Raw genomic sequence first — 15,152 nt, 5'->3', positions numbered from 1 at the left:
TTTACATTTTGTGCTTTTTTAAAATGGTCGACTGTGCTTTGCAGTCAAGTTCGCTTTCGTACTTTTTTGGGGGTTGGGGTGACGTTCAGGGATGAAAGAAAGTTGGCATTACTGATTGGGATGTTAATTTTGCCGTTCACAACTGCTTCTGCCGCACCACTCTCTCCTGCGGATCGTAATACCATTCAGCAGCAACAGCAGCAGCTACTTAATGAAAACCAGCGTCAGCGTGAAGAGCTGGAGCGTAGCGTTACGTTGCCTGAAACCGTAACGCCGAAAACACCAGCCCGGGCTGAAGGGCCGTGTTTTATGATTTCGCGCATTGATATTGACGGCGCAACGAAGTTGTCCGCCGCTGCCTCGGCAAAGCTTATCGCGCCGTGGGTGAATCAATGCCTGGATATTCCCCGGCTGACGGAACTGACAAATGCAATTTCCGACTGGTATATCAGTCGAGGCTATATCACCAGTCGTGCCTTTTTAACCGAACAGGATCTCTCATCCGGGGTGCTGCATATCGCGGTGCTTGAGGGGAAATTGCAGCAAATACGTCTGGAAGGCGTCCCATCGCGCACTCTGCTGATGACCTTTCCCGGAATGGAAGGAAAAATTCTCAATCTGCGTGACATTGAACAGGGGATGGAGCAGTTGAACCGCGTTCGCCAGACGCCGGTGGAAATTGAAATTTTGCCGGGCAGTCAGCAAGGGTTCTCAATAGTTAACCTCACCGCCACGCCAGAATTTCCACTCAATGGTTCAGTAAGTTTTGATAACAGCGGGCAAAAGAGCACCGGAACCGGGCAACTCAGTGGTGCATTATTTTTCAATAATATGCTCGGCCTGGCAGATAAATGGTTTATCAGCGGCGGACGCAGCAGCGATTTTTCCAGTAGCAAAGATGCGCAGAACTTTGCAGCCGGTGTGAGTATTCCTTATGGCTACGGACTGCTTGATTACAGCTACAGCTGGAGTAACTACCTCAGCACTATTGATAACAATGGTTATGCCTGGCGTTCCACTGGTGATAGCGAAACCCATCGGTTGAACGGATCCTGGGTTTTGTTTCGCAATGGTGATGTCAAGACCGCTGCATCGCTGGGTCTCACGCATCGAATTAACCGTAACAGATTGAATGATGTCCTGCTGGAAACCAGTAGCCGCAAGCTTTCCAGCGTTTCGCTGGGCATCAACCATACGCAAAAAATTGCTTCTGGCGTTGCGACGTTTAACCCTTCATTCACCCAGGGCGTGCCGTGGTTTGGCGCAGAGGATGACAACGATAAACAGGGGGATGTTCCAAGGGCGGAATTTCGCAAATGGAGCGTCAATGGCAGTTTTCAGCGCCCGTTGGCAGAAAGACTGTGGTGGCTTAGCAGCGTCTATTTTCAATGGTCTGTGGACCGACTCTACGGCAGTGAACGCCTGACGCTGGGCGGAGAAACCTCCGTTCGCGGTTTTAAAGAACAATACATTTCTGGAGATAACGGCGGCTACTGGCGCAACGAAGTGAATTATTCGCTGTTTACGCTGCCGGTATTCGGACAGATTGGCGCGATGGCGGCATTCGACGGCGGCTGGCTGAAACAGGATAGCGTTGACAGGTATGCCTCCGGCACGTTGTGGGGGGCTGCGCTGGGATTAACCAGCTCAGGTCGCTGGTTTTCTACTCAGTTTACCGTAGGAACGCCAGTTAACTATCCGGACTGGCTGGCCCCGGATCATCTCAATGTGTATTACCGCGTTGCGGTGGCATTTTAAGGAACAAGGGTGATGAAAAAGGATCAGGTTCGTTTTTCCCAGCGTTTGCTAAGCGGCATGTTGAGTTTCCTGCTGGCTACCCAACCACTGCTTCCGGCGATGGCTGCCGTCATCACGCCTGAAGGCAATACGCAGATGGATAAAGCCGCCAATGGTGTTCCGGTGGTGAATATTGCCACGCCGAACCAGTCCGGGATTTCACACAATAAATATAACGACTACAACGTGGGAAAAGAGGGGCTGATCCTTAACAACGCGACCGGGCAATTTACCCAAACTCAGCTCGGCGGCATTATCCAGAATAACCCAAACCTACAGCCAGGAAAGGAAGCTTCAGGGATCATCAACGAAGTTACCGGCGCTAACCGTTCGCAACTGCAGGGCTATACCGAAGTCGCGGGGAAAGCCGCCAACGTCATGGTCGCTAACCCCTATGGCATTACCTGTAATGGTTGTGGATTTATCAACACGCCTAACGCCACCCTGACCACTGGTAAACCTGTGTTGGACGCCAATGGCAACCTGCAGTCGCTGGATGTAAGCAAGGGCAGCATTACCATCGAAGGTAAGGGGTTGGATGGTAGCCAGAGCGATGCAGTGTCGATTATTGCTCGCGCCACGGAAATCAATGCTGCGCTACACGCCAAAGATTTGACAGTTATCGCTGGGGCGAATCGCGTTGCGGCGAATGGCCAGACGAGCCCGCTAAATGGCGAAGGAGAAGCACCGAAAATCGCGGTTGATACCGGCGCGTTAGGCGGCATGTATGCTAATCGAATTCATTTGGTCTCCAGCGAGAAAGGGCTGGGGGTCAACCTCGGGAATCTGAATGCCCGTCAGGGTGATATCACCCTCAATGCTAACGGGAAATTAACGATCGGCAACAGTCTGGCAAATGGTGGTCTTTCTGCCAGGGGCGAAGGCGTCACGCTAACCGGTAGTCATAAGACCGCAAGCGGGATGACCATCAACAGCACCGGGGCGTTAGCGCTACAGGATGCAAATCTCTCCAGCGGCGCAAACGTGCAGTTGGGTAGCGATGGCAAGGTGACGATCGATGGTGGCGGGATTGCCGCAGCTGGCGAGTTGCAGGTGGCTGCTAAACAGGATGTAGCCGTTGCTGCAACCACCCTGGTTAGCCAGAAAAACACCTCACTGCGCAGTGACGGCTCGCTGACAGTCACCGACGGCAACCTGACCAGCAAAGAAAAACTGGATGTCGAGGGTACTCATGGACTGACGCTGACCCGTTCCACGCTGGGTAGCTATGCTGATGTTAGCCTTAACAGTAACGGCGATCTGTCGGCGAAAGGGGGATTGCTCTCAGCAGGTAACGGATTAACGCTGAAGGCGCAGCGCATAGCACTGGATAACGCCAGTCGGGCCGATGCGAAAGGCGCATTAAGCCTGACCGGTAGCGAAATGAACAACCAGGGACAGGTTAATGCGGGAGATGCTTTATCTCTCTCCGGTGACCTCCTCGTTAATGGTGGTCAACTGGCGGCAATCGGCAGTCTTGATACTTCTGTCAGCAGCCTTAGTAACACAGGTCTGATGCAGGGTAACAGCGTATCGGTCCGCAGCGGGTCGCTGGATAATATGGGCACGCTGGCGAGCGGCAGCCAGCTTTCAGTTCAGACGGCATCGCTCAACCAGCAGGGGATCCTGAGCGCGAAAAACGATGCGGATATCCGGGCAGATGTCACGCTGCGTAATAGTGGAAAGTTGCTCTCTGATGGCACTCTAACGGTGCAGGCCGCGTCAGTTGAACAATATGGCGTCCTCTCTGGCAACCAGGGGGTAACGCTCAATGCTGAAAACCTCACTGCCGCGAAAGATTCGCTGATCGCCGGGCAACAAGACATACGGTTAAACGTTACGCAAAACCTTAACCTGAACGGTCAGGTTAATGCCGCCGGTGCGCTTAACGTCGGCGCAAAGCAACTGACTACCGGCAAAGACGGTCATTTACAGAGCGGTCTGGACCTTGCGATTACCGGCAATAGCGTGATGCTGGACGGCGTACAGGCGGCGAAAGGTTCGCTGGATGTGACGGCTGACAGGCTCAGTCATGGCGGGAAATCCACCGGGGCACGCGTTGGTTTCAGCGCACAGCAGTCAGTTGATAACCATGGCGAACTGTTGGCAGACACCCTGACGCTCAGCGCGGCGACGCTGACTCATAGCGGCAGCGCCAGCGCTGAACGCATCTCGATTATTGCACCTGAACTGCTGACCAGCAGCGGCTCTCTGATAGCCGACACGCTAACTCTCCACAGTCAGCATGTTGTGAATAGCGGTCTGATGCAGGGCAACGCGGCAATGGACCTACAGATTGATAAGTTAGATAACCTTAGCGGCGGCTCGCTCTATGCCAGGCATTCTCTGGCGTTGGATATTCCGTATCTGACCAACCATGGGCTGATTACCACCGACGGTTCATTGCATCTCAACGGCCGCCAGTTGGTTAACGGCGGAGAAATTAACGGCGTTAATCTGCAAAGTGAATATGCGACGGTAAAAAACGAGGCCGCGGGGCGCCTGCTGGCGGACACGTCATTATCTGTTAACGGACAGCAGACAGATAACCTCGGACTCATGGCTGCTGATACTCTCGCGCTGAACAGTCAGGACGTGAAAAACGACGGGAATGTGTTGTCGGTGGGTGAATTGAGCCTGAAGAGTCAGACCCTGCACAACACCGGCTTGCTGCAGGGCGGCACGCTGAATCTGGAAGCAAATACGTGGCAAAACAGCGGTAATGCGTTGGGTGAAACGGGGGTAACGGCGACAGTACACGACGCGTTCACTAACCAGGGTAAGGTACTCAGTCAACAAGGTATGACCGTGCATGCCGCCAGTGCGAATAACAGCGGAATGCTGGCGGCGAAGGTGCTGGCATTACACGGCGATCTCAGCAACAGTGGGATCCTGCAGGGGAATCAGACGCTCGCCTGGGATGGCAATCGCTTCACTAACCTTGCTGGTGGGCAGGTGACCAGCGGTGAAGATCTACAGCTTAGCGGAAAACGTTTCGAAAATGATGGCCAACTGGAGGGCCGTACGGCGGCGATTAGACTGGATAACCTGCACAATAGCGGCAGCGTTCAGGCACTGGATAGCCTGAAAATTAAGGCTAACGGGCGACTGGATAACCAGGGATCGCTGCGCAGTCTCAACCTGTTCGAGTTGGCTGCGGCGCAGTTGTTTAACGACAAAACGATTGCAGCAAAATCCCTTAGCATTTCCGCGCCGGAGCTTATGAATAACGGCATTGTGCAGGGTAATTCGGCACTACAGCTCACCACCCGCAATCTGTTCAATGGCCAACAGGGGCAGTTGGTTAGCGGTGCGGGGCTGGATTTAGGCCTCGATTCGCTGGAAAACCACGGTCTGCTGCTGACAAATACCAACTTCACGCTGCGCGGCAACACATTAATTAACGCCGGTGATATTCAGGCCGATTCCCTGGACCTGACGCTGGCAAACTCAGTTGAAAACCAGGGTAACCTGGTGGCGAAACAGGGGGCGTCGATAAATACTGCCTCTCTGGATAACCGCGGTACGCTGGCGGCGAAAAGTGTCACTCTGGATGGAAAATCCATCCGTAACAGCGGTCTGGTTCAGGGTAATGACAGTACCTCGGTTTCTGCGAATAACTTCACCACGGATGCTACAGGTAAATGGTTGGCCGGTAATGCGCTGTTGGTGCATACCGGTGCGATGGAAAACGCCGGCGTACTGCAGGGAAATACCCTGACATTCACTGCCGACTCGCTGAATAACAGCGGCGTGCTTAACGGTTTACATGGCCTGGAAGGCAAGCTATCCGGGCGACTTACTAACCCCGGACACATTCAAAGTGGCGGCGCGCTGGCGCTTACGGCTGATGATATCAACAGCGCCGGACGTATTGCCGGTGACAGGCTGACACTTGCAGCCTCGACGTTAAACAATTCAGGCCTGTGGCAGGGGACGAACGGGCTTGCGCTGTCTGGTGATGTTCTCACGACGGGTACAACCTCCCGTACGCTGAGCGGCGGCGCGTTGACCTTTGATGCTGGCAATATAACGACGCAAGGAACGCTGCAGGGGCAGCAGCTTACACTGACCGCTGATAACTGGCTGCACAAAGGATCGCTGATAAGCCTGGGTAATCTGACGGCTACTGTAAACAACGGCCTTACCACATCAGGCGATGTGATGAGTCATGGCGGAATGTCACTAACCGCGCAGCAGCTTGATAACAGCGGAAAACTGCTCAGCGAGAGCGACGTAACGCTCGACGGCGCACAGTTCGATAACAGTGGCACGGTACAGGGAAATACCCTGACCCTGCAGCAAAACCGGATCCACAATCAGGGCACGCTGACCGGCCTGCAAAGCCTGACGCTGGAGGCTCGTCAGCGTCTGATGGCGCGAATGGCGATGGCTTCACCGCAACAGGAATTGATTAACGCAGCAGGTGGTTCACTGCTGACGCAGGGGGCGCTGAAACTCACTTCTGGCGATGTGACGAATAATGGCACGTGGCAGGGACAGTCCGTTCTGCTCAGTGCGCAAACGCTGACAAACAATGGGGCAATACAAAGCGCCGACGCCCTGCAACTCACGCTCGCAAATAACCTGACTTCTGCGGCTGGCAGCAAAATTACCGCCCTTGGTAACGCGACGCTACAGGCGCTTTCTCTGACTAACTCCGGGCAATGGACGGCGAAAAATCTTACGCTGAAGGGGACAACCCTTGATAACAGCGCGGCGGTTAGCGGCGTAAATGCGCTCACGCTTGCCATGAACGGCGCGGTCAGGCAGCAGAAAGCGGGCAGTATGCTGAGCGGCGGCGCGTTGGATCTGACTGCGGCGTCAGTCACCAACGAGGGTAAAATTCAGGGTGCGACGCTGGGCATGACGACCGGCGCATTGACCAACAGCGGAAGACTACAAGGGGATAATGGCGCAACGCTGTCGCTGAGCGGTGATTTGATAAACCAGGCTTCCGGGGAGATTGTCAGCCGCCAGGGGCTGACGCTTTCTACGCCAGTGCTGTCCAACTACGGTTTGATGCAGGGCGGTGGAGAGACTCATCTTAACGCCACAACACGCGCGCTCAATGACGGCAAACTGCTTTCCGGCGCGGGAATGACGCTGACCACGGAAGAATATTCCGGCGCAGGCTGGTTACAGGCGACAAATCTCATTCTGAATGCGACAACGGCCACCAATGACGGTAACTGGCTGGCCGATAGCGCCACGCTTGCAGGGACCCGGTTTACCAACCAGGGAACCGCGCAGGCCGGTCAACTGTCGGTGAAATACGAGCAACTGACGAATAACGGTACGCTGTTAGGGAACTCGCAGCTGAGTGTGAATGCCAGCGAAGTTAATCAGAATGCGGCCGGGAAACTGTTCAGCGGCGGCGACCTGTCCGTTGAAAGTCGCGGGCTGGGTGCGTTGGGACAGGTGGTTGCGCTGGGTAATCTGACGCTGAAACTGGTGAATGGTTTTACTGCGCAAAGCGCGTTTGCCGCGGGTAAAACGCTGACCATTACCAGCGATGGCGCTATCGACAACCGTAGCGTGCTTCAAGGGCAATCGCTCAACCTGGCGGCGGGCGGACAGCTCAGCAATAACGGGCAAATTACAACGGGCAACGGTGCGAGCCACCTCAGTGGCAGCAACGTGGCGCTCAATGCCGCCGGAACGTTACAGGGCGGTGGCGATATTACGCTGACCAGTCGCGGTAATATTTCAGTCGCTGGTTTCACCGGAACGCGTGGCTCTCTGACGCTCAATGCACCGGGCGCCATCGTCAATACGGCGCTGTTGTACGCGGCAAATAATCTGGCGCTTTATGCTAACACCATCACCAACCAGCGCGGCGATATCCTCGCGGGCAACAATCTGTGGATGCAGCGAGATGCTGCGGGCAATGCCAACAGCGAAGTGGTCAACACCTCCGGCAATATCGAAACCCAGAACGGTGATATCACCCTCAAAACAGGACATCTGCTGAACCAGCGGGATGGGTTGAAAACAAACCAGACACAAATAGCTGGATCAAACAGTATTCCAGGGATAGGTGATGCGACAATAAAAGTTGATATAAGCGAATTACCGTCAGGCTCCTATGGTGTTAATGGTTATTCCTACACAACAGAATCAGGAGCCTGTAACGCACATGGAGCCTGTAGCTACCACCATTATTATCAGTATTACTACGCGCCGTTCAAAGATACCGCGACGCAAAAATTCATTTCCAGCCAGGTAAAAACAGAGGTTTCCAGCTCTGGCGGCGCAGCTCGTATTTCATCAGGGCGAAATCTGTCAATTGGCGCAAACACGCTGGATAACGCAGCCAGTACTATTCTGGCAAATAATAATATCGACCTTTCAGGAAGCACATTAAATAACCAGAGCTGGCAGTCCGGGACGCTTACTGATTATCTGGTTTATACCTATACCCCAGAGAAATACTCACGTCAGAAATTTGCCGTAAATAATATAGATGTGTTACCTCCGCGTTATAACGAGGGGAGAAACAGTAAAGGTGAAACTATTGTGCTTCCTAAAGAACGCACAATAACATTTACCCTGGAAGGGCATGACCGGGTTCAGGAAGGGGGAGAAACGTACCGTTCTGTGATTCAGGCGGGCGGTAATGTAAACGCCAGGTTTACTGCTTCTATTGGCAACGAAAACGCAACCTCTGGTGGGGGACGGGTTAGCAATACCATCGTTACCCCGACCCTCAACACCCTCAGCAACCAAACTATCAGTAATGGGGTGCAAAAGCAGGCACTGGCTGGCAATGACACGGTGAGCGTCAGTTCCCCACAGTGGAACGATCGACTGCATGACGCATTGCAGCAGATTAACGGCGGAGGCTCGCTGGAAAGCGGTGGCGTATCAGACTCTACGCTCAACCCTGTTTCTACCACGCAGAAAGGTAACGCCAGCCTCGGTCAACTCAATGGCCTGATTAACCCAGGCGAGAAGGGCGTGAATGCCGCCGGGCAAAATCAGGGCAAAACGGTGGATACCAGCGCGTATCCGTTACCTTCCGGAAACAACGGGTATTTCGTCGTCTCTGACGATCCGAAAAGCCCGTACCTGATCAACGTTAATCCGAAACTGAACGGTCTTGGTCAGCTCGATCCCAGCCTGTTTGGTGATTTGAATGCAATGCTGGGTATCAAACCTGGCGAAGCGCCGCGTGAAACCAATATTGCGTATACCGATCAAAACCAGTTCCTGGGATCGGCCTATATGCTCGATCGTCTCAAACTGAACCCGGAATATGACTACCGCTTCCTCGGTGATGCGGCGTTTGATACCCGCTATGTCAGTAACGCCATGCTGAATCAGACGGGAAGTCGATATATCAACGGTATTGGTTCTGACCTTGACCAGATGCGTTATCTGATGGATAGCGCTGCCAGCACTAAGCAGTCGCTGGGACTGAAATTTGGCGTGGCGCTGACGGCCGATCAAATAGCGTCCCTTGAGCACAGCATGCTGTGGTGGGAAGCCGCGACCGTCAACGGTGAGACAGTAATGATACCGAAGCTGTATCTCTCGCCGAAAGATATCACCGTGAACAACGGTAGCGTCATTGCCGGGAATAATGTCCAACTGACTAGCGGGAATATCACCAACTCCGGCAGTACGCTGTTGGCGAGAAACGATCTCACTCTCGACAGCCAAAACAGTATTAACAACCTTAACAATAGTCTGATGCAGGCCGGGGGCAATCTCGACCTGAGCGCGAGGGGTGACATTAATAACGTCAGCTCCGTCATCAGCGGAAAAACGGTGGCGCTGGAAAGCCTGGGCGGCAACATCAATAACCTGACGCTGGCGGAACAGATTGATGTGAGTGCCAGGGACAAATACCGCAATGTGAGCTTTAAAGATACGTTGCCGGGGTCTACGGCATCCATTACCGCGCAGGACGGATTGTCGCTCTCGGCAGGCAAAGATATCACCGTTACGGGCGCCAATCTCTCTGCGGGCGGTTCATTGTTGATGGAGGCGTGGGGAGATATTGCGGTAAATGCCAACCAGATTAACGATGCCCGGAGCCACTCCGGACGCTGGATAACCGAGACTAGCCGTTCGTCAGTGGACTGGCAGGGTAGCACTATCAGCGCGGGCGGTAACCTCGGTATCAATGCCGGGAATAACCTCAACGTCACCGCCAGCGATGTTAACGCGGGGGGGAATGCTCAGCTTACAGCGGGTAACGATCTCAATCTGAATGCGGCCACCACTCAGCAAAGTAGCCGTAACGGCGGCAGTGAATCGCACAGCACAGGGCTTTCCCGTACCACCGTGTCAGCGGGTGACAATCTGGTGTTGAAAGCGGGCCAGGATATTAATTCCCATGCGGCCGGGCTGGCTGCGGAGAATGATGTCGGTCTGCTGGCCGGGCGAGATGTCAACCTGCTGGCTGACGCAACGACAGACGGCGACAGTTATCGTGCGAAGAAGAAAACCGTGGTCAATGACGCCGTACGCCAGCAGGGAACGGAAATTGCCAGCGGCGGCGACGCCGTCATTATTGCCGGGCGTGATGTAAACGCACAGGCAGCGGATGTTACGGCGCAGGGCGATATCGGCGTAACGGCAGGCCGGGATGTGAATCTTACGACCGCCACAGAGAGCGATTATCACTACCAGGAAACCACGAAAACCAAAAAAGGATTCCTCAGTAAAAAGACTACCCATACGATTGAAGAAGACAGCGCTACGCGGGAAAAAGGCGCGCTGCTGAGTGGGAACAATGTGACGGTCGCCGCCGGGAATAACATTCTGGTACAGGGCTCAGCCGTTGCCGGTGACGGCAATGTGGCGCTGGGGGCTGGCAACAATGTGGATATCGTTGCTGCCACCAATACGGATACCTCATGGCGCTTTAAAGAGACTAAAAAGAGCGGTCTGATGGGGTCGGGCGGGATCGGTTTCACCATCGGTAGCAGTAAAACGACGCACGATCTGCGCGAACAAGGCACCACCCAAAGCGAGAGCTTCAGCACTGTCGGCTCAACGGGGGGCAACGTCAGTATCACCGCAGGCCAGCAGGCACATATCGGCGGCGCGGATATCATCGCCCAGAAAGATATTGCTGTTCGCGGCGACAGCGTACTTATTGAACCGGGTCATGACAAACGCACCCGTGATGAGAAGTTTGAGCAGAAAACCAGCGGACTGACGGTGGCGCTGTCGGGGGCTGCTGGCAGTGCGGTGAACAGCGCGGTTTCAGCAGCGCAGGGGGCAAAACAAAGCAGCGATTCCCGACTGGCGGCACTGCAGGGCACGCAGGCAGTGCTCTCCGGAGTACAAGCCGGCCAGGCCGTGGCTCTGGATCAGGCGAAAGGGACCGCTAAAGACAATACCAATACGATAGGTATTAGTGCCTCTCTGGGCTCACAGTCCTCAAAATCGACCTCCCATAGTGAGCAGGATTCAACGACGGGAAGTACTCTGAACGCAGGCAACAGCGTCAATATCACGTCCACAGGTAGCGATATTACTATTGCTGGTAGTGAAGTGAAGGCCGGTAAGGATGTGGCACTGGATGCCGCCCGGGACGTGAATCTCATCGCTTCACAGGATACGCAACTGACAACCGGTAAAAACAGTAGCAGCGGTGGCAGTATTGGCGTGGGTATCGGCGTGGGCTCTGGTGGTGCGGGGATCAGCGTCTCGGCGAACGCCAACAGCAGCAAAGGGCATGAGAAAGGCAACGGTACCTGGCAGAATGAAACCACGGTGGATGCGGGTAATCAGGTCACGATACACAGCGGGCGGGATACCACGCTTGCTGGTGCGCAGGTCAATGGCAAACAGGTGACGGCGGATGTAGGCCGCGATCTGACGATAACCAGCACACAAGATAGCGACCACTACGACAGTAAACAGAACAGCGTGAGCGGAGGAGTGGGGTACACCTTCGGCGCGGGGACCGCTTCCGCAAGTCTTAATGCCAGCCGCGACAGGATGAAGAGCGACTTTGATTCAGTGCAGGAGCAGAGTGGCATCTTCGCGGGTGACGGTGGCTTTGATATCACAGTGGGCAAGCACACCCAACTGGATGGCGCGGTCATTGCTTCTACCGGTTCGGCGGATAAAAACAGTCTGGATACGGGCACGCTGGGCTTTGGCGATATCCACAATCAGGCAGATTACAAAGTGGAGCACCAGGGGGGAGGGATCAGTACAGGGGGCAGTATTGGTCAACAGTTCGCGGGTAATCTGGCGAACGCCCTGATTGCCGGAGGTGGCAGCAGTGGGCATGCGGAAGGAACAACGCAGGCGGCGGTGAGTGAGGGGACGATAACGGTTCGCGACACGGAAAATCAGAAGCAGGATGTCGCCGGTCTGAGCCGTGATGCGGAGCATGCAAACGGCAGCATCAGTCCGATTTTTGACAAGGAAAAAGAGCAGAAGCGCCTGCAGGAAGTGCAACTGATAGGCCAGATAGGTAACCAGGCGGCGGATATCGCGAGGACGCAGGGTGAGATAAATGGCCTGAATGCGGGTAAAAAAGCGCTGGCAAAGGAAGGTATTCCTGAGCCGGATGTGAACGCCAGTGATGAAGAAAAAGCAAGATACCAGACGCAACTACGGAACTCAGCGGCATATAAAACCGAGCAGGCAAAATACGGTACGGGTAGCGATATTCAGCGGGGTATTCAGGCTGCCGTAGGCGCTCTGCAGGGGCTGGCTGGCGGTGATATTGGCGCGGCGCTGGCGGGTGCATCGGCACCGGAGCTTGCCAATATCATAGGCCATAAGGCGGGCCTCGATGAGGATGATATCGCGGCTAAAGCCATCGCGCATGCGATACTGGGCGGTGCTGCGGCGGCTATGCAGGGGAACAATGCAGCAGCCGGAGCGGCTGGCGCAGCGGCAGGAGAGCTTGCTGCGAATGCGATACTGAAAACGATGTATCCGGGCAAGCACGTCAGCGAGCTGGATGAAAGTGACAGGCAGTTAGTCAGCAATCTTGCGACTATCGCATCCGGTCTGGCAGGTAATCTGGCCGGTGGTGATTCGAAAAGCACGACAACGGGTGCGCAGTCTGGTAAAAACGCAGTTGAGAATAACTATCTGAGCAGTAAGCAGTTAGATGCCTGGTCCGCTGAAATGAAGTCCTGTCAGGCGAAAGGCGGTGACTGCGGCGGTATTATCAAAAAGTACGAAGAGTTGAGTACGGCACAGCAGAAGCAACTGATCAGCGACTGTGCAGCTAGCCCGGCAACCTGCCAGCAGAAATACGGTGATGTACTGACTGACAGTCTGGCGGTGAAGCAGGCAATAGATCGTGCTCTGGGTGAAGATATCCCGATCAAGATGGTCTACGATCTGACGGCGACTTTTGCGCAGCAAATGCAGGCCGAAGGGGTTGTCGCGACCAACAAAGTCTCGGAAGCACTCCAGAAAGAATACGGTCTGGATGAAGTTCAGGCGGGAATAGTCGCGAGCGCTGCGGCGTCAGCATTTGGGGGAATTAGTAAGGCTAAAGGGAATTCCCAGCCTAAAATTGAACAAATCCTCAAGCCAGAGAAAAACTGGGAAACTGCTCGAAACAAGGCATTGGATCTTGTAGGTAATTTAGGAGCGGACTCTAAGCCAGTTATCGGACGTTTGGAAGTCAGCGCTGGTAATGGGAAAGTCATAGGGCGGCAATCCAGCGACGGAAAAGTTGGTTGGCGTGTTGATTATGATCCTGAAAAAGGCACACACATCAATATATGGGATTACTCGCAGGGTAAAGGCCCTGGAAAAGCGGTGAAGCAAGTCATACCTTTTGAAGGCAATGAAAAGTCTTTTGAAACAATATTGAAACAGCTAAACAGGTAGAGCAAATGACTTTATTTGATGAGTGTCGGGAAGCACTGAGTGCTGATTTTAATATAGTAGAGGGGCTGGCTCAGCAGGAGGCTCTGGGCATTTTAAATAAGTATCCTCTCGCGAAAGGAAGTGTTACTTGGTCAGAGATCAGGCATTCTGATTATGAGAGTTTTGATGAGCTATTGAGTGCAAACTCTGTAAAAAACGATGACATGTTTGTCTTTGCAGATGATGCAAGTATTCCAGTTTTTAGGTCAAATCTAAGATTAATCGCTGAAAATATCTATGACGTAACAGCTTTATCGCCCAAATTATTCATTTTTAATGATGAAGTGATAATACAACCTTTATTCCCAACTGATATGTTCCGTTTAGGAATCAAGAAATAGTGGGAAAGCTTGCAAATCCCGGCCATTATGCCGGGATTTTTTTTGCGCGTCATCTGCCATAGCTTTACACGGTTTTCCTCTCAACAGCGGGACAGGGTAACAACGCAAAAAAAAACGTGGAGAAAATGCAACAGGGAAAAACCGCTGTAACTCACGGAAAGCACAGGGCAAAACTGTTTCATCACAGCAATGTGCACAGGATCGAGTTGTTGTTGAGAATAATGCGCTGGCAATCCCAGCTCCGCCGCCACCGGTCGCAGGCAACAATACCGGCGATGCGGTGAACGATGCCAACAGCAACGGCCCTGGACAAGAAGCTGAAAGAAATGAAGGAGGCGCTGGATAAAGCGACCCAGTGTTCCTTCGGTCGGGCCTGTTCTGCTGATGATGTAGGGCAGACAGAAGGGCCGAATGCGGGCAATAACCTGACGGATGCTGAGAAGGCTGAATTTGGTGGTGCAGGTTCAGGAACGCCGGGCGGCTGGGAGCCGCAGGATGAGGAGAATGCGCAGAACAGTCAAAAGCAAAATATTACTGTTGAGGATTTAACCTCGACATCATCGAAGGGGCCTGAAACTACAGGGCGTTCAAAACTTTTCGAAAGAACAGGTGGTAGTAATGCTGCTAATAAAGAGTTCGATGCCTTATCTCCCACAGAAATTAAAGAAATACCAAGTGGAAGGGGCGGTAAACTACCCGATGGGCGAACGGTTAGCGATATTCAGCGGGGTATTCAGGCTGCCGTAGGCGCTCTGCAGGGGCTGGCTGGCGGTGATATTGGCGCGGCGCTGGCGGGTGCATCGGCACCGGAGCTTGCCAATATCATAGGCCATAAGGCGGGCCTCGATGAGGATGATATCGCGGCTAAAGCCATCGCGCATGCGATACTGGGCGGTGCTGCGGCGGCTATGCAGGGGAACAATGCAGCAGCCGGAGCGGCTGGCGCAGCGGCAGGAGAGCTTGCTGCGAATGCGATACTGAAAACGATGTATCCGGGCAAGCACGTCAGCGAGCTGGATGAAAGTGACAGGCAGTTAGTCAGCAATCTTGCGACTATCGCATCCGGTCTGGCAGGTAATCTGGCCGGTGGTGATTCGAAAAGCACGACAACGGGTGCGCAGTCTGGTAAAAACGCAGTTGAGAATAACT

General features: G+C 53.9%; 3 protein-coding genes and 1 pseudogene. All 4 read left to right on the top strand.

Translation table 11 applies throughout. The annotated features are described in order from the left end of the window. Nucleotides 1–120 precede the first annotated feature (120 nt). Entirely contained in the window at nt 121–1,758 is a 1,638-nt protein-coding gene (locus OGV77_RS23950) for a ShlB/FhaC/HecB family hemolysin secretion/activation protein (RefSeq protein ID WP_226792009.1), read from the top strand. A gap of 12 nt (nt 1,759–1,770) precedes the next feature. Beyond that, on the top strand, nt 1,771–13,623 hold the full coding sequence (locus tag OGV77_RS23945) for a hemagglutinin repeat-containing protein (protein ID WP_286503000.1): 11,853 nt from the start codon (nt 1,771–1,773) through the stop codon (nt 13,621–13,623). A 5-nt stretch (nt 13,624–13,628) separates the two neighbouring features. Beyond that, the gene (locus OGV77_RS23940) at nt 13,629–14,003 is read left to right on the top strand and encodes a CDI toxin immunity protein (RefSeq protein ID WP_000171782.1); all 375 of its coding nucleotides are present in this window, start codon (nt 13,629–13,631) and stop codon (nt 14,001–14,003) included. 707 nt (nt 14,004–14,710) lie between these two features. Next, nucleotides 14,711–15,152 (top strand): annotated as a pseudogene (locus OGV77_RS24935) (VENN motif pre-toxin domain-containing protein); the annotation flags it as partial.

The organism is Citrobacter sp. Ce129 (genome assembly GCF_030334545.1).
Taxonomy (GTDB): domain Bacteria; phylum Pseudomonadota; class Gammaproteobacteria; order Enterobacterales; family Enterobacteriaceae; genus Citrobacter; species Citrobacter europaeus.
This window is presented reverse-complemented; position numbering and strand designations above follow the sequence as displayed.

Coding starts and splice junctions, on each gene's coding strand:
- OGV77_RS23950 (WP_226792009.1), top strand. CDS start 121: ATGTTAATTTTGCCGTTCACAACTGCTTCTGCCGCACCACTCTCTCCT.
- OGV77_RS23945 (WP_286503000.1), top strand. CDS start 1,771: ATGAAAAAGGATCAGGTTCGTTTTTCCCAGCGTTTGCTAAGCGGCATG.
- OGV77_RS23940 (WP_000171782.1), top strand. CDS start 13,629: ATGACTTTATTTGATGAGTGTCGGGAAGCACTGAGTGCTGATTTTAAT.